This is a genomic window from Psychrobacter sp. SCQQ22 (assembly GCF_015864605.1).
GTDB classification, from domain to species: domain Bacteria; phylum Pseudomonadota; class Gammaproteobacteria; order Pseudomonadales; family Moraxellaceae; genus Psychrobacter; species Psychrobacter fozii.
In genome coordinates this window covers 37,881-60,795 of the sequence record NZ_JADYWZ010000011.1, presented here as the reverse complement: position 1 = coordinate 60,795, position 22,915 = coordinate 37,881, and the positions used below count along the sequence as shown (strand labels likewise).

General features: G+C 42.7%; 17 protein-coding genes. 8 read left to right on the top strand and 9 right to left on the bottom strand.

Annotation, left to right across the window (positions count from 1 at the left end):
* Window positions 1-284: 284 nt before the first annotated feature.
* The 3 genes from I6E84_RS13065 to I6E84_RS14300 all read left to right on the top strand — a co-directional run bounded on the left by I6E84_RS13065 (window position 285) and on the right by I6E84_RS14300 (window position 3,033).
* Window positions 285-1,781: a cytochrome ubiquinol oxidase subunit I gene (locus I6E84_RS13065; RefSeq protein WP_110922379.1), complete on the top strand. Its 1,497-nt coding sequence runs from the start codon at window positions 285-287 to the stop codon at window positions 1,779-1,781.
* Window positions 1,781-2,797 (top strand): cytochrome d ubiquinol oxidase subunit II, encoded by a 1,017-nt coding sequence (gene cydB, locus I6E84_RS13060; protein ID WP_197218418.1) that lies wholly within the window; start codon window positions 1,781-1,783, stop codon window positions 2,795-2,797. The genes I6E84_RS13065 and cydB overlap by 1 nt, the downstream gene beginning before the upstream one ends.
* Before the next feature lie 119 nt (window positions 2,798-2,916).
* On the top strand, window positions 2,917-3,033 hold the full coding sequence (locus I6E84_RS14300) for a DUF2474 domain-containing protein (RefSeq protein WP_370463019.1): 117 nt from the start codon (window positions 2,917-2,919) through the stop codon (window positions 3,031-3,033).
* Window positions 3,034-3,224: 191 nt separating this feature from the next.
* Here the strand turns inward: I6E84_RS14300 and murU are convergent, their stop codons facing one another.
* Together murU and I6E84_RS13050 are read right to left on the bottom strand one after the other, a co-directional pair.
* On the bottom strand, window positions 3,225-3,959 hold the full coding sequence (gene murU, locus I6E84_RS13055) for an N-acetylmuramate alpha-1-phosphate uridylyltransferase MurU (protein WP_197218417.1): 735 nt from the start codon (window positions 3,957-3,959) through the stop codon (window positions 3,225-3,227).
* Between the two features lie 58 nt (window positions 3,960-4,017).
* The gene (locus I6E84_RS13050) at window positions 4,018-5,130 is read right to left on the bottom strand and encodes an aminoglycoside phosphotransferase family protein (RefSeq protein ID WP_197218415.1); all 1,113 of its coding nucleotides are present in this window, start codon (window positions 5,128-5,130) and stop codon (window positions 4,018-4,020) included.
* Window positions 5,131-5,519: 389 nt separating this feature from the next.
* Between I6E84_RS13050 and lptD the strand changes: the two genes are divergently transcribed.
* Together lptD and I6E84_RS13040 are read left to right on the top strand one after the other, a co-directional pair.
* Window positions 5,520-8,666, top strand: a complete 3,147-nt coding sequence (gene lptD / locus I6E84_RS13045) for an LPS assembly protein LptD (RefSeq protein WP_227681526.1) — start codon at window positions 5,520-5,522, stop codon at window positions 8,664-8,666.
* A 245-nt stretch (window positions 8,667-8,911) separates the two neighbouring features.
* Window positions 8,912-10,312: a peptidylprolyl isomerase gene (locus I6E84_RS13040; RefSeq protein WP_197218413.1), complete on the top strand. Its 1,401-nt coding sequence runs from the start codon at window positions 8,912-8,914 to the stop codon at window positions 10,310-10,312.
* A gap of 604 nt (window positions 10,313-10,916) precedes the next feature.
* Here I6E84_RS13040 and I6E84_RS13035 read toward each other — a convergent pair.
* The gene (locus I6E84_RS13035) at window positions 10,917-12,032 is read right to left on the bottom strand and encodes an endonuclease/exonuclease/phosphatase family protein (RefSeq protein WP_197218412.1); all 1,116 of its coding nucleotides are present in this window, start codon (window positions 12,030-12,032) and stop codon (window positions 10,917-10,919) included.
* Between the two features lie 430 nt (window positions 12,033-12,462).
* Between I6E84_RS13035 and asd the strand changes: the two genes are divergently transcribed.
* Complete coding sequence (gene asd / locus I6E84_RS13030) at window positions 12,463-13,596, top strand: aspartate-semialdehyde dehydrogenase (protein ID WP_197218411.1); 1,134 nt, start codon at window positions 12,463-12,465, stop codon at window positions 13,594-13,596.
* 139 nt (window positions 13,597-13,735) lie between these two features.
* Here the strand turns inward: asd and I6E84_RS13025 are convergent, their stop codons facing one another.
* Window positions 13,736-14,395, bottom strand: coding sequence for an SOUL family heme-binding protein (locus I6E84_RS13025; RefSeq protein ID WP_110922372.1), 660 nt, complete (start codon window positions 14,393-14,395; stop codon window positions 13,736-13,738).
* 100 nt (window positions 14,396-14,495) lie between these two features.
* Here I6E84_RS13025 and I6E84_RS13020 point away from each other — a divergent pair, with 100 nt between their 5' ends.
* Together I6E84_RS13020 and tgt are read left to right on the top strand one after the other, a co-directional pair.
* Window positions 14,496-14,681: a hypothetical protein gene (locus I6E84_RS13020; protein ID WP_110922371.1), complete on the top strand. Its 186-nt coding sequence runs from the start codon at window positions 14,496-14,498 to the stop codon at window positions 14,679-14,681.
* Between the two features lie 91 nt (window positions 14,682-14,772).
* A complete protein-coding gene (gene tgt / locus I6E84_RS13015; RefSeq protein ID WP_110922370.1) occupies window positions 14,773-15,924 on the top strand; it encodes a tRNA guanosine(34) transglycosylase Tgt in 1,152 nt (383 codons plus the stop codon).
* Between the two features lie 112 nt (window positions 15,925-16,036).
* Here the strand turns inward: tgt and I6E84_RS13010 are convergent, their stop codons facing one another.
* From I6E84_RS13010 to bamA, 5 genes are all read right to left on the bottom strand, one after another.
* On the bottom strand, window positions 16,037-17,386 hold the full coding sequence (locus I6E84_RS13010) for a sodium-dependent transporter (protein ID WP_197218410.1): 1,350 nt from the start codon (window positions 17,384-17,386) through the stop codon (window positions 16,037-16,039).
* A gap of 307 nt (window positions 17,387-17,693) precedes the next feature.
* On the bottom strand, window positions 17,694-18,473 hold the full coding sequence (lpxA, locus tag I6E84_RS13005) for an acyl-ACP--UDP-N-acetylglucosamine O-acyltransferase (protein ID WP_197100760.1): 780 nt from the start codon (window positions 18,471-18,473) through the stop codon (window positions 17,694-17,696).
* A 185-nt stretch (window positions 18,474-18,658) separates the two neighbouring features.
* Window positions 18,659-19,168, bottom strand: coding sequence for a 3-hydroxyacyl-ACP dehydratase FabZ (gene fabZ, locus I6E84_RS13000; RefSeq protein WP_110922367.1), 510 nt, complete (start codon window positions 19,166-19,168; stop codon window positions 18,659-18,661).
* Window positions 19,169-19,220: 52 nt separating this feature from the next.
* Complete coding sequence (lpxD, locus tag I6E84_RS12995; RefSeq protein ID WP_197218409.1) at window positions 19,221-20,237, bottom strand: UDP-3-O-(3-hydroxymyristoyl)glucosamine N-acyltransferase; 1,017 nt, start codon at window positions 20,235-20,237, stop codon at window positions 19,221-19,223.
* A gap of 86 nt (window positions 20,238-20,323) precedes the next feature.
* On the bottom strand, window positions 20,324-22,717 hold the full coding sequence (bamA, locus tag I6E84_RS12990) for an outer membrane protein assembly factor BamA (protein WP_110922365.1): 2,394 nt from the start codon (window positions 22,715-22,717) through the stop codon (window positions 20,324-20,326).
* Window positions 22,718-22,915: the final 198 nt, after the last annotated feature.

Genomic DNA, 22,915 nt, shown 5'->3' with positions numbered 1-22,915 from the left:
GCGTTACATGGCCTTACTTGTAGCGATAAAGCTGCAGGCGCATAATGAAGCATCAGTAACAGTAATTGAATGAACGACTATTTCTTAATTTGTATGGATATAAATTATTTATTCAGTTGAATCGCTTTAGTCATAGCATAAATAAAACGGTTTAACTCGCTAATATTCACAGCTAAAGAAAACCTGATTATTGACCGCGATACTCGTATAAAAGGTTGCGGGCAGTTACTTGAGCGTATCATGGAAGCTTGCGCTACTTGGCTAACAAATAAAGGTAAGCGCTTATGTTCGCTGCATTTATGATCGACCAAATGGACGCGTTGTTACTCGCGCGTATTCAATTCGCTTTTGTTATTTCATTTCATATTGTATTTCCTGCTTTTTCTATTGGACTAGCCAGTTGGTTGACGGTGCTTGAATTCCGTTGGCTTCGAACGGGCGATCCTATCTATGCCGAAGTTTATAAGCATTGGATTAAGATATTCGCTGTCGTCTTCGGTATGGGTGTCGTATCCGGTGTGGTAATGTCCTACCAGTTCGGCACCAACTGGGCGGTATTCTCTGACAAAGCCGGTAACGTCTTAGGTCCACTACTCGCCTATGAAGTACTGACTGCATTCTTCTTAGAGGCTTCTTTCTTAGGGATTATGCTGTTCGGTTGGGGACGTGTGAGCAAACGCATGCATTTTGCTGCAACTGCAATTGTCGCCATCGGTACGCTGATTTCAGGTTTTTGGATTTTAGCTGCAAACAGCTTTATGCAAACGCCGCAGGGCTTTATGGTGGGCGCAGATGGCTTGCTATACCCAACCAACTGGCTTGAGATTATCTTTAATCCATCTTTCCCTTACCGTTATGCTCATATGATGACAGCAGCATTTTTGACAACTGCATTCGTCATTGGTGGTATCGGTGCTTATTATTTACAATCCAAAAAACATACCGAGCACCGCAAACACGGCCGCGTCATGCTAGGTATGGCGATGATTATGGCCATATTTGTAGCGCCAGCTCAGGTATTGATTGGCGATGAACATGGTCTAAATACTTTAGAGCATCAACCAGCCAAAGTCGCTGCGATGGAAGGCATCTGGGAAGATGAGCGCGGCGCAGCCTTACGCTTATTTGCGATTCCCGACCAAGAAAACCAAACCAATAAATATGAAGTTAAGATTCCATATGTCTCTGGTTTGATTTTGACACATTCATTAGATGGTGAAATCAAAGGTCTCAAAAACTGGGCACCTGAAGACCAACCGCACGTTATGATTGTGTTTTGGGCGTTCCGTATCATGGTTGCTATTGGTATGTTGATGGTGCTGGTCGGTTTATTCAGCATATACAAATACTTCAAAAAACAGCAATTCAATCCCGAAAGTGTTTGGTTCCACCGTGCATGGATGATGATGACACCGCTTGGTTTTATTGCATTATTGTCTGGTTGGTTTGTGACTGAAACGGGTCGCCAACCATGGACCGTGTATGGCGTGATTCGTACTGCTGAGAGTATGTCACCGGTCGCTGCACAGCAAGTCGCGACCACATTGATTGGTTTCATTGTGCTGTATATTTTTGTCTTTGGCGCAGGCAGTTTCTATATCCTACGCTTGATTGCTCAAGGGCCAAAACCCTATTCAGACCCTTCTGAAGATAACTTCTATGAGCATTCTGTCACAGAAGGTCAAGGTCGCACGTTGACTGGCGATACCAGTGCTGGCGACAGAATGAGAACAGACCTTGATGAACCTGCAGATGACATCGATGAAGGAGGGTTACGCTAATGTTTAACTACGGTGATGTATTAGACTTACCTTTGATCTGGGGCGGACTTATCGCTCTCGCAGTCTTTGTCTATGTTTTACTGGACGGTTTCGATCTAGGCTGTGGTATTTTATTTCCATTTGCAGGTTCCGATAAAAATCGTAGCCGCATTATGAACTCTATCGCACCGTTTTGGGATGGTAATGAGACGTGGTTGGTATTGGGCGGTGGTGGCTTGTTCGCCGCTTTCCCAGTCGCTTACGGTATCATTATGACGGGGCTTTATTTACCTGTGACAGCGATGTTATTTGGTCTTATCTTGCGCGGCATAGCATTTGAGTTTCGATTTAAATCTTCGACACGTCGCCATGTCTGGGATACTTGCTTTTTTGTCGGCTCAGTACTTGCTACTTTTTCTCAAGGGATTATGCTTGGGGCATTGGTACAAGGGCTCGAAGCCAGCAACCGCTTGTATACTGGTGGACCATTTGACTGGCTAACGCCTTTCTCTATCGTCTGCGGTTTTGCGATGATTATCGGTTATGCCCTACTTGGCTCTACCTGGCTTATTATCAAGACAGAACATAAACTACAAGTTTGGGCACGCAGAGTTTCTGGCTGGATGCTATCTGCTTTAGTCGTCGCCATGATTATCGTGACAGTATTTATGTACTTTTCAGATATCAATGCACTCGACGGATGGTTTCATTTCCCAGATTTATTATATCTGGCTCCCATGCCTATTATCGTCATGGTGTTATTCTTTATTATGCGTAAAGACTTGAATACTGAACGTGAATATCGTCCATTTTTATTGACTGTGGCGCTATTTTTGATGGGTTATATCGGTGTTTGTTCTGCCATGTTCCCTTATATCGTACCGTATCAAATGACGATTTATGAGGCAGCAGCAGCAGATACGTCACTGTCCTTTATGCTCGTTGGTGCCGGTATTATGCTACCCATTATTTTGAGTTACACCGCTTTTGCGTATTACACCTTTAAGGGTAAGACGGATCATGAGCATATGTACTGATAAGTAAGAACGTTAAGCATGGACATATGAATTGATAAAACAGTCACTGGCTATTGCTGTTATTAGCAGTAGCTATACTGATGTTCAAAAGCGTATTGACACGTAAATGGGAGACGAGCATGAAAAAGCTCAGTAAGAAAAAGTCACAATGGCTATGGTTTGTCGGCCTATATGTGGCAGGATTTTTGGTTGTGTTTACCATCGCACAGCTAATCAAACTAGCAATGGGTGTTTAATATTTATTGAAATACACGCATAAAAAAGCAGCGTTGATTAAATCAACGCTGCTTTTTTATGCATACTCATATAGTCAAAGAAATCTAAAATTGCTACAAGGCAGTTGATTGTAGATTGTAGATTGTACATCTAAGGAGGCTAACACCGTAGTAGTTTAGTAGTTCTCTGACTATATAAGAATTTATTGAGCTTATACACCTAAGTGGTTTTTAGCACCTTTACTTTCGATAAACTCGTTTACCTGTTCCAAGCGCTCAGGCGTGCCCACATCTATCCAATTATCAGTAATGACTTCAGCGGTAATCTGAAACTTGAGCATTGCTTGTTTGAGCAATGGTGCCAACGCTGCTGGCTGACCTGATACCAAGCCATCAACCAATCTAGGCGACATCACACTGATGCCAGCAAAGGTATATTTATCACCATCACCTACAGGTTGCTCACTAGCAAAACCATTATTAATCGCAAAATCTCCGCTATCATTGTGCGCCGGATTATCAATCAAGAGTAAATGCGCACGCTGATCCGCACCCAGTGTGTAGTCTTGCAACTGGGTAAAATCATATGTCGTCCAAACATCAGAATTCACCAAAATAAAGGGCTCATCGCGCAGCTTACCGGTTTGTAATGCCTGAAAAATACCACCCGCTGTCTCCAGAGGTTCATCGCCTTCTACTGACCAATGCAGTTTTACGCCATATTGTGTGCCATCGCCCAACGTATCGATGAGCTTATCAGCCAACCATGACGCATTGATCGTAATGTCAGTGATACCTGCTGCCTGTAGCGCTTTGATATGCCAAACGATAAGTGGCTGACCCGCAACTTCCACCAAAGGCTTGGGCGTCTCAAGCGTCAACGGGCGTAGACGAGTACCCTTGCCCGCTGCCAAAATCATGGCTTGTGTAATCGTAGAGGTAGACATGTACCCTCCTATAATGTGTGAGTTTTAAGCTCTTGAAATACTAATATGATAAATAGGTTTAGATATACTGTTGCACAAACTTATGCTGATATGCAGGCAGCACGGTATCCACAAGCCATTTATTAAATGGTAGTAGCGCTTGTTGCAAGCTATCATTACCATGTTTGCCAAGCCACTCTAGCTCAAAGACTAGATCACTCATCACTTTAGGAATATCTGCTAAATAGCGGTCTTTGCCATCACGTTCAGACAAACGGATAAAAATTCCCAATACTTTTAGATGACGCTGTACGCCCATCACATTGACGTCATTTTCGAACTGTTGCGCACTAGCAGCTGTGGTTAGTCCTGCTTGCTGCTGTAATTGCCAAAAGTCTTTCATCCATTCAGATATTTGATGCTCCGGCCATTCAACATAAGCATCACGTACCAATGACACCAAATCATAGGTGTAAGAGCCAACCACTGCATCTTGAAAATCAATCACACCCAAGCGTGAATGGTCTGCTTGGTCTTGCATCAGATTTCGGCTGTGATAATCACGATGAACGATGACTTGTGGCTGCTGCAAAATCTCTTTCGTCAATGCTGCTTTTAAATTGTCCCACAACGTTTTATCAAGCGCTATTCCGATATACGGTATAAACCAATCCGTAAACAGCTCCATTTCACGATCCAACAACGCCGTATCATAATCTGGCAATTGGTGCTGAGATTTTGCTGTCTCAACAGGTACGGTCTGTAATGCGACCAACGTCTGCATTGCCAATTGATAGTACTCGTTAACTTGAGTAGAGGGTGCATTAACAAGCAAATGGGCGAACTCTACCGCACCAAAGTCTTGTAAGACCAAAAAGCCTTTGGTCACATCTTGTGCGACAATCGCTGGTACATTAATAGCAGGTGACATCAATTTTGCGACGTTAATGAACTGACGCATAGCATCTTGTTCATCAGCAGAATCCATGACAATGTAATTCAACGCTCCATTACCGTCATCTTTTGGCAGTTGAATACGATGATATTGGCGGGCGCTGGCATCACCAGGCAGGCTATCTAAGTTAAATTCTTGACCTGTAAATATCTGCTGCAACCAGCTCTCTAGCTGCTGTAGGCGACTATTGGTTTTGGTGTCAGTCATATTCGGCTCTAAAGTTAGTTTGTCAGTCATAATGGGCATCGCAGGTTAAATATAAGTCGTAAACAATTAAAGTAGTGATAAGTCAGGCAAAACCTTGTTAAAATGGTGAAATCTTGAGCCACAATAACTGCTATAACAAGTATATTGAGTTATCATTCAATATTTAGCGCTAAGCATAATCTCGGCAATCATTCGAAAAGCAGCCTAGCTATATTATAAATTTTGGTAAATAGTGTAGCTGATTTGGTTTTTTTTGACTATGATTAGTCGTCATTATATGTAAAACACTCAAATTCTTGAGATCGCTATTAGCAATTAGTGATTTTTTAGTCGTTTATTAACTGCTATACCTTGTTCAATAATGCGGCTACTAAGCTCAGTATCGCAATCCAATAGGCTCTGCAATCATAGGTGTGCCCTTGTTATATTCTCCGCTTTACCAAAGCATTCGCGTGATCTTATTTGGCGCCTTAGGCTTATCTAGCCTAGCCGTTAATGCTGCAATCAGCGATGCTGACACACAAAAAACTGCGCCGATCCTCACCGATAGTAGTACACGTTACATATCTAAAGCAGCGCCTAATGCTAATAGCAACATCAATCAAACGCCTGATTATAGTGATATTAACTATCAAGCGAGTCAGAGTCCAAAGACTACTGCTGCAACCAAACAATCGCAACAGGCAGCCGTCGCTGCTAAAGCTACTATTGATGACTCAACTTTAACTGACGGCATTGATGGTATTGATACGGCTGCAAGTGTTAGCACTTTAGATAGCAGCTCTTTTAACGATAGCGGCCTCAGTGATAGCTCTGTCAATAATGACAGCTTGTTCAATACTGAGAGCGCCATTAGTAAAGACACCCTAGATGACAGCTCTCTAGAAGTCACTGCTATTAAAGACAGCGATAATCAAGACAGTAACAATTCAGCTTTTGTACCAGCACCCGATACTCAGAAAAGCATTGCCGCTACACAAAGTAATGATACCAGCACGCCCAAAGCTGCAAAAAACACCAACAAGCTTGATTTAAATGATGAAAGCATTCAAGACAGCTTAATGCGCTTGGCAGAGTTCTATGAGCTAACACCCGATACTGAGCTTCCAACCGCTGATAGTATGGTCGACACAACCAGTCCTCAGGTCATTCCTAAAGTTGGTAAGAATTTACAGATACCGATACGTACTGTAGATAGCTCACAACGCTGTGAAGGTCAATGGGTATATCCACATAGCAACCCTAATTATCAGCGTGCTGTCAATGAGGCTGGAGCAACTAATAGTCTAGAAAATAACCGAGCACCTCTGTTTACAGAATCGGACTATGGTTATTACGACAGCGTTGACTATGCTGAGCTCTCGGGTAATGTCATCATTAATCAAGGCACTCAGCAAATAGCAGCAGAAAAAGTCTCGCTAGATTTGAGCAAAGGTGTGGCAGCAGCCCAAGGCAACGTCATGTTTACTGACCAAGCGACAGGGCAAAAAGTACCACGGAATAATGTACCCAATCAGGCTATGAATAATACTCAAGCCAGTTTAAGTGAAAGAGCGTCACAAGGTGGCCTGATTGGCGTCGCTGACAGCTTGAACTACAACACAGAAACGGGACAATCAACCGCTGAGAATGTGGCTTTTGCTAGTGTCGATCTACAAGCACATGGCTATGCCAAGCGCTTAAACAGACCCAATGACAGTCACTATGAATTAGATGATGTCATGTTTAGTACCTGCCCACCCATGAATCGAAAATGGCAGTTTGATGCCAAAACTATTGATTTAGATACAGAAACAGGCCGCGGTGAAGCTTACGATACAACGTTCCGTATCGCTGACATACCAGTATTCTATCTACCCTATTTTAACTTCCCAATAGACAGTCGCCGCAGTAGTGGCTTCTTATTACCGAATGTCGGTATTAGTAGTGAAACTGGTCTTGAAGTTGATGTACCTTATTATTTAAATTTGGCACCCAATTACGATGCTACGCTTAATACCCATATTTATACTGATCGCAACCCCATGTTATCAGGTGAGTTTCGTTATTTGACCGAAAACTATGGGAAAGGTACGGTAACTGGTTCATACCTCCCTAATGATAACGAGTACGATGACGAAAATCGTAGCAGTCTATTTTATGATCATACTTGGGAATCCAAGAGTATTCCGCGTTTAAGCGGGGATCTCAAATACAGCTATGTCTCGGATTCGGACTACCTGGATGACTTTGATACCCTTGGTTTATCCGATAGTACGGTAAATTTACCGAGACGTGCCCGCCTCAACTATTATAACGACTATGTCACTGGTGAGCTAAAACTCGAGACCTTTCAAACACTGGATGCTTTTGACAGCGATGGTGACGCACTAGAGGATAAAGACAAACCTTACTCTCGCCTGCCACAACTGACGCTGAACTACCGCATACCGACAAACAATAACTTTGAAATTACGGGTGTTAGTGATTCAGCGTACTTTAAAAAATCTATCGATGATGGTTCTGAGACTGAAAAAAGCGGTACACGTCTTTATAATAAAATTAGCGCCTCTTACCCAATCGAATCTTCGTGGGGTTATATCAAACCAAAGCTGAGCCTACAACATCTCTATACGGCATACGACGAAGACAGCTTAGAAGATAGCTCGCTAAGTGCAGAAGATGGCAGTCTATCAGCGTTTGTACCGCAAGCGAGCATTGATGCCGGACTACATCTATACCGTGCTGGTTCACCATTTGGTGCGTTTGACGATACCATGGGTGGTTATCAGTTACTCAATCCGCGATTGAAGTACACTTATGCACCATACGAAGACCAGAATGACATTCCTAACTTTAATACCCGTATTGCCTCAACCAACTATGAGCAGCTATTTTCGGACAGTTGGTTTTTAGGTCATGACCGCTTGCAAGACTTGCATGCTGTTACGCCAGGGATTAATTATCGTTACATCGATGCAACGGGTGTGACACGTTTCGATGGTAGTATTGCAGAGCAGTTTTATATCGATGATGGTCGCGTCACGCTTGCTGATGATGAGCCTGTTTTTACCACGTCATCATCAGGCATGGTTTGGGATGCGAGCATCCAACCATATAATAACGTTTGGGTCGATGTAAACGGTGCATTGAGCAATAGCTATGACTTAAACTTTATCACAACCGAGCTACGTTACCAGCCAACAGACAACAGCTTATTTAATGTCGGCTTCGTAAAGCGTCAAAGTGATACGAACACCAATCAGCTACCGTTATCTGCCGTTACTGCATCGGCTATATTCCCTATCAATAGTAAATGGCGAATATTGACACAAGGCCAATATGATTATCGCAACAGCAAGATGCTTGATGCACTTGTTGGTGTCGATTACGAAGACTGCTGCTTTGGTTTTGCTGTTTATGGCCGTCGTTATTATAATGACTTGGATGTTACCAACGAGCCGACACAAGCAATCATGGCAGAGCTTAGACTAAGTGGTCTTGGTAGCGGTAACGGTAGTTTGACGCGTTTACTGTCTGAGAAGATACGTGGCTTTGATACCGTACAAACTGCGTGGAAAAACTAGGATTTCTTACAAGGTCTGTTATAAAACCGAAACTTTATGACAGACCGATAAGCTACTTAGTTGGACAAATTAAGAATGAGCGGCTAAATAAAGTCAGCCTATCCCATTACTCGCGTAGCTATCTATTTACGTGATACTATTTATCACATTATTATGGACAAGATTATTCAGTATATGATTATTAAAATATAATGGATATGGTTGACCAACTACCATCCGATGCGATGACATTGATGAGGAGCATCATGAGATTTTTTTCTGTACGTCAAACCAGCCGTGCTGTACTGTTTTCGATGGGTATGAGTGCAGGCCTTGTGCTTAGTCTCAATGCCCAAGCTGCCACCGTAAAGCCTGCAGCGGCTAAAGCGACAACCAATGCTGAACAAAGCAACGTGAATCGCTTGACTCCAGCCAATAGCACAGACGGCATCATTGCATTAGTCAATGAAAATGCTATCTTAAAAAGTGAATTGGTTGCGGCTATTACGCAAGCTCAAACACGTGCTAAAGCTGCTGGCGAGCCAATTGCCAACTCAGCTCAGCTACAGTCTGAAGTGTTAAATGCACTTATCTTACGTGAGTTGCAGCTGTCTATGATTAAGCGCTCAGGCCTAAAACCTGACGATGCCGCTATCAATCAGCGCCTGGGTCAAATCGCACAAGCAGAAGGACTGGGTAGCATCTCAGCATTACAACAACGTCTAGATGCAGCAAGACCTGGTAGCTATGCTGCTCTGCGCGCCCAGTTGATCGAAGACGCCTCTATTCAAGCATTGCAGCAACGTCAAATCAGTGATCGTGTTCGCATCAGCGAGCAAGATATCGATGCATTTTTGGCATCTCCTGAAGCCAAGCGCTTGAACCAAAGTGAATATCAAACCATTCATGTACGCGTGCCTTACATCGATGACTATAGCCGTTTATCAGAGGCGCAGCGTGCAGAAGCATTAAAGGTAGCGGAAGCATTACGCACTCGCCTGCTCGTATCAGATGTCAATGTCACGGAAGCTGTGGCTGCTAGCCAAGGTAGCTATCCTATCCCACTACAAGGTGGCGATATGGGCTTTCACAAAGCGGCCTCATTGCCTACAGAACTGTCAAGCCAAATTACCAAGCTTGACGTCGGTGCGGTTAGCGAACCATTAGTTACCCCTGAAGGTATCGATATCATTAAGCTTGCTAATAAAAAAGCCAGTGATACCATGTTGATACCGCAATGGCAAACTCGTCACATCTTGGTGAAAGTTGATGAGCTCCAGACTGATGCGCTTGCTGAACAAAAAATCAATGATTTATACGAACAGCTACGCAGTGGTGCTGACTTTGCTGGTTTAGCATCAACCTATTCAGATGATCCTGGTTCAGCTGGTCGCGGTGGTGATCTTGATTGGGTTAGTGAAGAGGACATGGTCGGTCCGTTTGAAGCTGTCATGAAAAATACAGCGGTTGGTGATTATTCTGCTCCTTTCAAGACCCAGTTCGGTTGGCATATCTTGAAAGTTGATGGTAAACGTGATCAGGACGTTAGTGAACAATATCGTCGCAATATGGCACGTCAAGCACTGTACCAACGCCTAGCACCACAAGCTCAAGAAGACTGGCTACAAGAGTTACGTTCTAGCGCTTATATCCAAGTACTTGGATAAGAAACTACCGAATAGATTAACAACATAAATAGTCTTTTCGAAAAAGGGTACATGCCAATGCATGTACCCTTTTTTATTGATAAGCTTCCATTTTTAAAAGTATAGTCAAAGAACTCTAAAATGGGTACAAGGCAGCTGACTGCAGACTTTACAAGTAGTACATCTAAGGAGGGTAACGCCGTAGCGGTTTAGTAGTTCACCAACCATGTCGTTTGAGAATGTTTTCTGATTCCTGATATTATAATTTTTTATAAAACCCAAAAACTACTCTTCAACGAATGAATTTTGCACACAAAGAAAAGCCCCGAACCTAGGGCGATTGGTTCGAGGCTTTAACGCTTCATGTTGTTATTATTTCCGTGTTGACTCATCCTAAGTCATGAACAGTAAACTATAAGACAGCGGGCTGACCTGAGCTTTTATTGATACTGTCTCAACACTGCATCCTTGCATATCCTTGTGTTGATGGTCGTATTGTAGGGCAATCAGTTTGATACAACTAGAGGCTAAAGACCTTATTTGACGTAAGCATATGCTTACGCTTTAAAAGAAAGCCAAACAGTACAATAACTTATAACGTTAGTGCCTATTAGCCAAAAATCATTTACTCTTCTGCGTGTTCTTTTGATACCTTTTTACCTTCTTTTTTACCTTCTTCTATTTTATGATCCGTCTCTTTAATATCTTCTGCGTCCTTAGTAGGCGCATTTTGTGCTTGTTGGCTGGTCTTTTCTGGCTCATATTGTAGCGTCGTCATAACAGGAAAGTGGTCAGAGCCAATAGAGGGCATACGCTTTATATCTACAACGGTAAAGCAAGCACTATGGAAAATATGATCCAAAGCCCAACGCAGAAATGGATAATTGACGTGGAAAGTATTGATAAAATGTCGGCCAATACGCGGGTCTAGTAACCCAGATATACGCTGAAAACGTCGAGTCGTCTTTGACCATGCCACATCATTGAGATCACCTGCCAATATCGCCGTTTGGTCGTTTTCTTTTATATGCTTTCCGACCATGAGCAGCTCGGCATCTCGAGTGGTAGATTTGTCTGCTTCGGTTGGACTGGGCGGCATAGGATGCAAGCAATACAACCAAATGACGCGACCACTTTGCAGGCGCAGCTGCGCATGAATAGAAGGAATATCATCAATCATCAAGTATTTGACTTCAGGATCAATCAACTCAAGCTTAGAATAGAGATGCATACCATACAGATTATCCAATGGAACTTTTACGGTATAAGGATAGTCAGATTCAATCTGCTGTAAGGCATTTTCCCATTTTTTATCACTTTCTAGCGTAATTAAAATATCAGGTTCTTTTTGCTTGACCAAATCAACCAGTTTTTGCGTATTATCGTTAGGCGTCAAAACGTTTGAAACCATTATTTTTAGGTGATTATCCTGCCCCTCTGGTTTGTCTTTTGCTTTCTCGACTTCTTTTTTCCACAGCCTGGTATAAGGCAGTATCATTCTCAGCTGAAACGCTAAAGTGATACTTAAGACTGAGAATAGCAGCCACTGACCTAACGCCCATTCTGACCAAAACAGCAGCATGCCAACCCAAGCAATAGCACCTAACACCATGATTTGAATGCGTGGAAACTCAACACCGCGCACCCACCAATTATCAAGTGGTATCCAACCCCAAATCGTCACAAAGGCAATGAATCCTGCTAGCCCCTGTAAGCTGTAATATAGTAGTGAGAGATCCATAATGTGTATTAACCGTCTATTAAGATGATGACTGAAGAAATGGCCCTGCTCATGACTTATTCGATGAAGAAATATTGCATGGCTTGGTGTGCATTAAGGTTCGCTTCTTACCTTAGCATTTCACAATATTATAGACTACTAATGAGCAATCATGATGCGACAACTATCATAAAACATTACAATATTTACAAGCTCATAATAACAATCATTGTATATGTCTTTTCGATAGTCATGATTGCTAGATATTATTAATGTACGATGAGTTGTCTAAGGCATAGTGAGTGTCACTATTACGCTAATAACTTAAAGTTATAACGAACATAGTTAATAGTATATAGAAAACCGCTAAAACGCCTTGCTTTTTAGTGCTATTCACGGCATTGTTATCGGTTGGTGATGCAACAAATAATTGTAAATAGGATTGGATTTCATGAGTAATTTAACAGTAGGCTTGGTAGGCTGGCGCGGTATGGTTGGGTCAGTATTGATACAACGTATGCAAGAAGAAAATGACTTCAATGGCATCACACCTGTGTTCTTTTCCACCAGCAATGCAGGCGGAGATGCGCCAAGCTTTGAGGGTATTGAAACTAGCCAATTAAAAGATGCTCATGATATTGACTCACTTGCTGCTTGTGATGTCGTTATTACTTGCCAAGGTGGTGATTACACGTCAAAGGTACATCAACCATTACGTGATGGCGGTTGGAATGGTTATTGGGTTGATGCAGCGAGCACGTTGCGAATGAAAGATGACAGCATCATCATTCTTGATCCGGTCAATCGCTCTGTCATCGATAGCGCCTTAGCCAATGGTAAAAAAGACTTTATCGGTGGTAACTGTACAGTGTCATTGATGCTGATGGCTATCGGTGAGTTGTTTAATAAGGGCTGGGTTGAATGGGTCAGCGCCATGACTTACCAAGCCGCTAGTGGCTCTGGTGCTAATAACATGCGCGAGCTCATCAGTGGTATGGGCGTATTGCATGATGCTGTCCAAGACGAATTAGCTGATCCTGCTAGCGCGATTCTTGAGATCGACAAAAAAATCGCTCAGACTCAGCGTTCAGCAGACTTTCCTACTCAGTACTTTGGTGTGCCACTAGCAGGTAGCTTAATCCCCTATATTGATGTTCAACTAGAGAACAAACAATCAAAAGAAGAATGGAAAGGTGGTGTTGAAACCAACAAAATCCTTGGTAATTCTGAAGCTGATAAAATTGCCATCGATGGTATGTGTGTTCGCGTTGGTGCGATGCGCTGTCATGCACAAGGCTTAACCATTAAGCTCAAAAAAGATATTCCGTTAGAAGAAATCGAAGCAGCACTTAAAAATAGCGGCAACGAATGGTTGGACTTGGTTGAAGACGACAAAGAAGCCACAATGAATCGTTTAACGCCAGTGGCTGTCACTGGTACTTTGACTGTTGCGTTAGGTCGTTTGCGTAAGCTCAATATGGGTCCTGAGTATCTAGGTGCATTTACGGTTGGCGACCAACTGCTATGGGGCGCAGCTGAACCATTACGCCGTATGCTTAATATCATCCGCGAACAAAAAAACTAGACTAACTATCTAAAACCTTGAATACAAAAAAGACAGCGATTGCTGTCTTTTTTTATGGGGCCAGTTTTTATAAATCTATGAATCGTTAAAGCAGATAAATAACATACTCATTAAAAATGATATCCTTTAGCTGCGGCTACTATTTTGACTCGTAGGCGATCATTACCTCATTGCGGCGCAAAAATGGTAACGTCCAAGGTGGGTTATAACGTGCCAATTCAGGCTCGCCTGTAGGGGTCAGATTCTGGTCTTGCATCCATGTTTGCAGCGCTTTGGTTTTTTCCGCTACTTTGTCTTCTCCTGCGAGCCAAGAGAACTTAATCACACCATAAGTCTGTGCAGGCACTTCAATAATCTCAACATTTGGATTATTAGGCTTTGGTAACGTTTGCATAGTGTATTGACTTGGCATAGTGAACTGCACGCGCCACTTTCCATCCTCCTGCTGCATGCTCACTGGTGCTGTCATCGCGATTTTCTGTGAGTCGGTCTCACTTTTTTTATTATTAGGCTGCATGGTCACAGGCGCTGTCATGCTAATTTTACTACTGCCGCCCGTTGGTGCTGTATTATTACCAAAAATATAATCCGCTAACACTTTGAACCCTTCTCGACTGGCGGCGTCTTGATCGCCACTCACCCACGTTTGCGCCACGAGCTGCTCGTCATAACGACGCAGCTCAAAGTCGCCTGTTTGCGTCAATAACGTGTACTCTGGCTCTTCTGTCTCAGCGGCCATCGCCCCTTTTGATATCAATAACAATCCGCCCATTAATAATAAATAACCTGTCTTTTTCATATTATTTTCCTAGTTTCTTAAAACAAATCTGTTTCTTAAAATAAGCCTGATGACTCTGACTGCCTCACCTGTATGACTGGTACTTTATCAATGACGCCACTTGCTGTCTGTGTCTTTTGGGGTGCTATCTGTGTTTTTTGGTTATAACAAAGCGATATTGACCAAAGTGCATATCGAGCGTATACCGATGACACTCAATATCTATAGTCAAAGAACGCTAAAATGGGTGAAAGGCCGTCGACTTAAGATGGTACAAGTAGTACATTTAGGTAGAGTAACACCGTAGCAGTTCAGTGATTCTCTGACTATATGTCCAAAAAAACCGCTAACAATGCTATAATTATCGCCATTTTCATAGCGTAAATAGTGATAATCATATGCAATTTGTCTTACATAAAACGGCCAGCGGTAACACGCGTGCACGCCGTGGTACAGTTCATCTCAATCATGGCGACGTGCAAACGCCCGCCTTTATGCCTGTCGGTACTTACGGTACGGTTAAGGGTATGCTACCACGTGATATCGAGGCCATCGGTGCGGATATCATTTTGGGCAATACCTTTCATCTATGGCTACGTCCAGGTACCGAGGTGATTGATAAGTTTGGTGGCTTGCATAAGTTCATGCATTGGGACAAGCCTATCCTGACTGATTCAGGTGGTTTCCAAGTATTCAGTTTAGGTGCCATGCGTAAAATCACCGAAGAAGGTGTAGATTTTAAATCTCCTATCGACGGTGCTAAAGTTTTTCTATCTCCAGAAAAGTCGATGCAGATTCAGTACAGTTTGAATTCAGACATCGTCATGCAGTTCGATGAGTGTACACCCTATCCTGCCACTCATGACGAAGCCAAAAAGTCTTTAGAGCTATCGCTACGTTGGGGACAACGCTGTGTGGATGAGCACAACAGACTGGGCAGTACCAATGCCTTATTTGGTATCGTACAAGGCAGTATGTATCCTGATTTGCGTCAGCAATCACTTGAAGGTCTGCTAAATATTGGCTTTGATGGTTATGCCATCGGTGGTCTGTCGGTTGGTGAGCCAAAAGATGAGATGATGGATGTCTTAGACTACCTTCCTGATGATATGCCAGCAGATAAGCCACGCTATCTAATGGGCGTTGGTAAGCCTGAGGATTTGGTTGAAGGTGTACGTCGCGGTGTCGATATGTTTGATTGTGTGATGCCAACTCGTAACGCGCGTAATGGTCATTACTTTGTCACAGGCGACACAGACAACGCTGGTGTGGTACGTATCCGTAATAGCCAGTATCGCAACGATGAAGGTTCATTAGACCCTGAATGCGATTGCTATACTTGTCAGAACTTCAGCCGAGCTTATCTCTATCACTTGAATAAATGCAAAGAGATGCTGGGCGCTCAGCTAGCCACCATTCATAACTTACGCTATTACCAACGTTTGATGCAGGGTATTAGAGATGCTATTGAACAAGACAAGTTTGATGAGTTTGTCATCGAGTTCTATACTAAGCGTGGTCAAACTGTACCTGAGCTGAACTTGCGCTAATCATCGCAATTATTCATCGATAAACATACAAAAGGGCTTAAGAATTATCTTAAGCCCTTTTTTTATCTATTACTTTTAAAGCAGAGCAATCAAATGCCTTGCTTTAAATTTATTAGATTAACGCATTAACAAATACGACCACGACTGCAATTGGAGCAACGAATTTAGCAACGATTTGCCAAACCTGAAACGCACCATTAGACAATCCAAGCTCTTGTTGAATACTACGCTGATCCATCCTCCAAGCCAGGAATATAATCGCTGCAAGGCCCGTTAAAGGTAGAATGAATTTACTAGTCAGTTTATCCAAAGCATCGAAAATATTGTTGTCCAAAATAGTAACGTCAGACCATAGATTGAACGATAGTAATGCCGCAATACCTAACAACCAAATGATAGTACTCGAAACGATAGTCGCTACAGTACGGCTCATGGAAGTACGCTCTTCTAAAAACTCAACCGTTGGCTCAAGCAATGAGATTGCTGAAGTAACAGCAGCGAAGGTAATAAGTAAGAAGAACAATGTACCAATAATCGTACCAGCGCCCATGCTACCGAAAGCAATTGGTAAGCTGACAAAAATCAAACCAGGACCTGAAGCAGGATCTAGACCATTACTAAAGATAATTGGGAAAATAGCTAGACCAGCAGCCAAAGCAATCACAGTATCTAAAATAACAACCGTACGCGCCGTCTTAAGCAAGTTCACTTCACGACCCAAATATGAGCCATAAGCAACCATGATACCCATACCAATTGATAGTGTGAAGAAAGCATGGCCCAATGCGGCAATCATAACATCTTCGGTCAGCTTGCTTAGATCAGGAGTAAACAGATAAGCCACTGCCTCACCAAAGCCACCATTCATGACGTTGTAACCAACGATAACGAATAGAATCAAACCTAATAATGGCATTAAAATCTTAGCCGTTCTTTCGATACCGCTCGTCACACCAATACCAACGATAACAGCGGTAAAGAACATAAATACTGTATGCCATATCGTTAATGTACCAGCAGAGGCTAACATCGCATCAAATGTGGCACCAACAGCATCGCTATCTTGTCCAACGAACTGACCTGTCGCTATTTTAGTCACATAGTTGAGTGCCCAACCACCAATGACACTATAGAACGATAGAATTAAGAAGCCACCCAAAATACCTGAAGCACCAATAATTCCCCAACTGCGTGACTTGCCTTCACTTGTGGCAACATCAACAAAGGTATTAACTGGGTTCTTTTGTCCGCGGCGACCAATCAGCCATTCAGCAACCAAAATTGGAAAACCGACTAACGCAATACAAAATAAATAAGCGATAACGAAAGCTGAACCACCACTTTCACCTACCATGTATGGAAATTTCCATATATTTCCCAAACCAACTGCCGAACCTACTGCTGCCAACACGAAGCCAAAACTTGAGCTCCACTGTGCATGTTCTTGTTTATTGATAGCCATTTTTCCATCCTCGTGCTTCAATTAATGTCACTGATAATCTTCCTTGATTATCATAAACGCCATTTATAATAGTAGGCTATTTAGTAAGCGCATCGATGCGAAACGCCCAGTAACATTAAGAAAGAATTGATTACAATACCGTAAACGCTCAGTTTCTGCTAAGCGACCAAAAAAGTCAAGTACTCATAAACATAAAAAACCATAACTATTAGTTATGGTTTTTTATGTTTTATTTAAAGTTAACAAGCGTTTGGTCGATTAGAAGATTTATACTATTACTAACTCTTAGCGTATTTTTATCCTACTTTTAACGTACCACGCCGCGACGGCTTTTCTGTAATGAGTCAATGAGTAGTTGAATTTTTGGCTCTTGTGGCAACAGCTCATTATTCAAAACTTCTAGCGCTTTTACGGTCGTCAAACCCGATCTGAAAATTGTACGATAGGCTTCGCGTAAAAAATTAATGGTCTCTTTTGACCAACCTTTACGGCGCATACCTTCGATGTTCAGACCATGTGCTTTTGCCGGATTACCAGATACCATCGTAAATGCGGCCACGTCTTTTAGAATTAAGCTCGCCCCACCGATTAAACTATAGTCGTCCACCGTACAAAATTGATGAATACCTGAGTTACCACCGATAATCGTATGGTCACCAATTGTGACATGGCCTGCCACACCGACATTATTCGCCAACACATTATGATCGCCAATCACACAATCATGAGCCACATGCGTATTGACCATCAGCAGATTGTGGCTACCAATTTTGGTCAGCTCACCATCTTGTGCTGTACCACGGTGTAAGCTACAGGCCTCACGAATGGTATTATGATCACCAATTTCAAGCCACGTGCGTTCACCTGCATACTTCAAATCTTGTGGGTCTTCACCAATGCTAGCAAACTGATAAATCTGATTGTGCTGACCGATACGAGTTAATTTGGTGACGACTACATGTCGGTGCAAAACAGTATGTGCACCAATGGATACCTCATCACCAACGATACAATATGGACCAATGGTGGCAGTCTCATCAATCTGAGCGGACGGTGAGATGAGTGCTGTTGAATGGATCTGACTCATAATGTGGGCCTTTGTATCATCTGATGCGAGTAAATGGTAAAAATACAGCCAATTTAGCGGTGTTTAAAAAGCTAAAACTGGCTCTGCTATTATATAAAATATTCAATGGTTATTCTGATTGTCCATCTCAACATAGCCATTTAGATGCTATAACTTACTATGGACGCTATCATTATCAATCAGTGCTATTGCTCTTGACGAGCAATCATTATTTGAGCGCTAGCAGCCAGCTCATCGTCGACATGTACGGTACAGTCGAACTTATAAATACCACGCTTTTGCATGACTGTTTTGGCACGAATAGTTAGCTGATCACCAGGGATAACACGGCGCTTAAAGCGAACCTTGTCTACGCCTGCAAACAGATATAGATAACCATCTTCTGCCGTGAGCCCCGCACTAATAAATCCAAGAACGCCTGAAACTTGAGCCATGCACTCTACCATTAATACCCCTGGCATAATCGGCTCATCAGGAAAATGACCATTGAAGAACTCTTCATTAATCGTCACGTTCTTCACGCCAGTAATGCATTCTCCAGGGGTACAATCAATAATCTTGTCTACCAAGAGAAAAGGATAACGGTGTGGCAAATAATGCTTAAGCGTATGATAAGTTAATGGTAACTTAAGACCTTGCTCATCTAAACTTTTAATATTGTCATCATTTAAAATATTTATGTCTTGGCTGCTCATAATGGCGCTTCCTTGCTATGTGTTGAATCTTTATGATTTGTGTGTAGTGGCGCTAATCATGGCCAAGCTGACGAAAACGTACCGCAGCACGTCGCCAGTTAGCCGTCGGCATTGCAGCCGTTCCAGAGGAATATGAACCAGCAGTTTTAATGGATTTGGTTACCATCGTCATTCCAGACAAGGTCACATCATCTGTTATCTCAATATGACCGGTAATGCCAACAGCACCACCAATGATGCAGCGCTTACCTATTCGAGTACTACCAGCGATAGCCGTTTGGGCAGCAATCGCACTACCGTCACCGATATGCACGTTATGAGCAACTTGCACTAGATTATCAATAATCACATGATTACCGATAACCGTATCATCAATGGCACCGCGATCAATACAGGTCTGGCTACCAATTCGCACATAGTCACCGATCATTACACGCCCTAATTGAGCGATACGCTCCCAGCCTGTGGCGCTAGGATCAGTGGTTGGTGCAAAACCAAACCCTTCTGAGCCCACGCTTACACCTGCATGCAATCTGACATGATTACCAATGATGCAATCATGTCCAATAATCACGTGTGATTTTATAATACAATCAGTGCCTACTGTAGTATTTGCCTCAACGACCACATGAGCAGCCAGTGAACTACGCTCACCAATGTGCACATGATCACCAATCACACAAAAAGGACCGACGCTGACATTATCATCAATAATGGCACTGTCAGCAATCACTGCGCTAGGATGAATCTCGTTAGACCGTAGTTCTCGACTGAATAGCTGACTGGCACTCGCATAAGCCAAATATGGACTTGCGACCACTAGCGCTACCGCTGATGGCGGTACTTGCTCACCATACTCTGCAGTGACCAGTACTACTCCTGCCTGACTACTAGCAAGACTAGAAGCATAGCGAGCACTCGCCAAAAAGCTCAACTGCTGATGATTAGCAGTGGTCAGACTACCCACACCATCGAGCTCTTGACGTAATTGTTCAGCGTTGATTTCAGTCTTGTTGGTAACCGGTTGACGCTGCTCAATCCGAGTGATAATTTGCTCTATCGTTATCATAGTGATTATTAATATTGTTATGAATAAGGCAATTGCCAACCTGAAAAATCATCTTGGCAATCTATTACTGTCTAACGGATATGGCGTTAGAACGTACTACCAATCTGGAACTGAACTTTTTCAGTCTCATCGCCTTCTTTATCACCGATAGGCATCGCGTAACTGAGTGAGATAGGTCCAATAGGGGTATACCAAGTGATACCCGCACCCGCACTATAGCGTAAGCTATTGTCTTGAGTGATTAAAGACACACCTGTATCCTCGAAGGTTTCATCTTCTTTACCAGTGGTATCAAAGACTTGTCCACCTTCAGCAAACAATACTGGACGTACTTGATCTGCCCAATCGCCTTTAAATGGCATTGGTAAAATCAGCTCGGCACCGAAAGTTGCCAAGGCATTACCACCGACCTCTTCACCCTCACTTTCTATGCCATTCTCAGCATAATAATAGTTTTCTGATCTAGGGCCAAGCGTAGAAGACTCATAACCACGGACCGAACCATAACCACCAGCATAGAAGTTTTCATAGAATGGCAAATCATTACCATAGCCAAGTTTGGTATAGCCGCGGGCGATAACATCTTTATATATAGGATAATAAACATTACCGCTATAGGTTAATTTCTGGTAGCTAGAATCACCAACCCCAATCGTTGCATCAATTGCGTGGCTCATACCTTTCGTTGGAAACACAGGGCGATCTAGCGTGCTGTAATCCCAACCAAATAGTAAATTATAAGTCGTATAGTCATTTTTAAAGCTGGCATCGCTTAAATCTGTATCATCATAATATGTTGCCGTGCCACCATCTTCCAACAGCTCTTGAACATTGGAAATACCAAGGTATTTACCGCCACGTACGGTCGTATTATCAACGTTCAAACCAGCACTGACTCGCTTGGTTTCGTCAATTGGATAGCTGTAATTAAGCGTAGCACCAAGGGAATCAGTTACATAGTTACTGACGTTATCATCATCATATTTGGTCTTACGATAATAAGCACTCAGACCTTGAGAAACACCATTTTCTGTAAAGTATGGATCGGTATACCCTAAGCTATAAGAGTCAACGGTTTCTGAGCGTGACAACGCAGCTTTTACACGGTTACCAGTACCCATAAAGTTATTCTGAGTCAAATCTAACTGGAATGTCACACCACCACTTTGTGAATAACCTGCGGCAATAGTCGAGCTACCAGAAGGCTGCTCTTCAACCACATAATTCACATCAACTTGGTCTGGCTGATTAGGTACTGGCTTGACATCGACAGTCACACTTTTAAAGAAACCAGTACGCATCAAACGTGTGCGTGACAGCTGAATCTTGTCATTAGAAGACAGTGTGCCTTCTAACTGACGCATTTCACGGCGAAGCACTTCATCTTGGGTTTTAATGTTGCCCGTAAAGTTAATGCGACGAACATAAATAGGACGTGCAGGATCGATGAAGTAATCAATCTCAACCATTTTGGTATCATCATTGATACGTGGCACAGGTCTGACCTGCGCTAGATAGTAACCTTCATTACCATAACGACTCTTAAGTGCTGCGGTAGTCGCATCTAACTTGGCTTGCGAGTATTTTTCGTTAGGGGCAAAAGTAACCAGCTCTTTTAGCTCATCGTTATCAAACGTTGGCTTACCTAAGAAATTAACGTCGCCAAACTGATACTGTTCACCTTCATTAAGACTCACTTCAATAAAGATGCTGTTTTTATCTTCACTGATATTAAGCACGGCATTGTCTACGGCAAAACGCACATAACCATCATTTTGATAGAGCGCTTTTAGGTTTTCTAAACTAGCAGCCAGCTTCTCTTGAGCATAGCGGTCAGATTTAGAGATCAGATTTTTCCAAGACGATTCTTTTACCGCAAATACGTCTTTGATTTCTTCATCGCTGAAGTGTTTATTACCAATAACATTGATATCAACAACTTTAGCAGGATCACCTTCAACGAAGCGCACCTCTAACTTGACACGATTGCCGTCAAGTACCGTTTGATCCACTTCAATATTACTATTGTAGTAACCTTGGCTGATGTATTGCTGCTGTAACTCGTTAGCGACGCCCTGTAGTGTGGCTTGTTTAAGCACATCACCTGCAGTTAGGCCAGCATTCTTCAGTCCCTGCTCAAGCCCTTCTTTTGGAATAAGCTTATTGCCTTCAAAAGTCACCTCAGCAATGGTTGGACGCTCAACGACATCAAATCGTAGCTGACCACCTTCGACACGGCTTTGAATGTCAGCAAAATTTTCAGTCGCATATAGCGCCTTAATACTCGCTGCCAAGCTACTGTCACTCACCGTGTCTCCTACCGAAATAGGCAGAACCGGATAGAGGCTATCGGGGGTTAGGCGTTGTAGACCATTAAAACCGATGTCAGTGACTACAAACTCTGCAGCATGTACTGGCATACTCATCATCGCTACAACTAACGGCAACCCTGCCGCGCTCATAAATAAAGGCGTACGCATAAACACTATCCGTCAATAAAAAACTTGCTTAAGTTAAGTTAAAAAGCACATATTGTCTAGCCCATTGCATATGAAATTTTCAACTCACATGAGGGAGACTCAGAACACTTTATATAAAATGCATCACAAAATAAACTAAAAATTACGATTAGTACAGAGACCATGAGATGAAGCACTATCATCTATCATAGCAACAAT

Coding starts and splice junctions, on each gene's coding strand:
- asd (WP_197218411.1), top strand. CDS start 12,463: ATGAGTAATTTAACAGTAGGCTTGGTAGGCTGGCGCGGTATGGTTGGG.
- lpxD (WP_197218409.1), bottom strand. CDS start 20,237: ATGATAACGATAGAGCAAATTATCACTCGGATTGAGCAGCGTCAACCG.
- cydB (WP_197218418.1), top strand. CDS start 1,781: ATGTTTAACTACGGTGATGTATTAGACTTACCTTTGATCTGGGGCGGA.
- I6E84_RS13025 (WP_110922372.1), bottom strand. CDS start 14,395: ATGAAAAAGACAGGTTATTTATTATTAATGGGCGGATTGTTATTGATA.
- I6E84_RS13040 (WP_197218413.1), top strand. CDS start 8,912: ATGAGATTTTTTTCTGTACGTCAAACCAGCCGTGCTGTACTGTTTTCG.
- lpxA (WP_197100760.1), bottom strand. CDS start 18,473: ATGAGTCAGATCCATTCAACAGCACTCATCTCACCGTCCGCTCAGATT.
- tgt (WP_110922370.1), top strand. CDS start 14,773: ATGCAATTTGTCTTACATAAAACGGCCAGCGGTAACACGCGTGCACGC.
- I6E84_RS14300 (WP_370463019.1), top strand. CDS start 2,917: ATGAAAAAGCTCAGTAAGAAAAAGTCACAATGGCTATGGTTTGTCGGC.
- murU (WP_197218417.1), bottom strand. CDS start 3,959: ATGTCTACCTCTACGATTACACAAGCCATGATTTTGGCAGCGGGCAAG.
- I6E84_RS13035 (WP_197218412.1), bottom strand. CDS start 12,032: ATGGATCTCTCACTACTATATTACAGCTTACAGGGGCTAGCAGGATTC.
- bamA (WP_110922365.1), bottom strand. CDS start 22,717: ATGCGTACGCCTTTATTTATGAGCGCGGCAGGGTTGCCGTTAGTTGTA.
- fabZ (WP_110922367.1), bottom strand. CDS start 19,168: ATGAGCAGCCAAGACATAAATATTTTAAATGATGACAATATTAAAAGT.
- I6E84_RS13050 (WP_197218415.1), bottom strand. CDS start 5,130: ATGACTGACAAACTAACTTTAGAGCCGAATATGACTGACACCAAAACC.
- I6E84_RS13065 (WP_110922379.1), top strand. CDS start 285: ATGTTCGCTGCATTTATGATCGACCAAATGGACGCGTTGTTACTCGCG.
- I6E84_RS13010 (WP_197218410.1), bottom strand. CDS start 17,386: ATGGCTATCAATAAACAAGAACATGCACAGTGGAGCTCAAGTTTTGGC.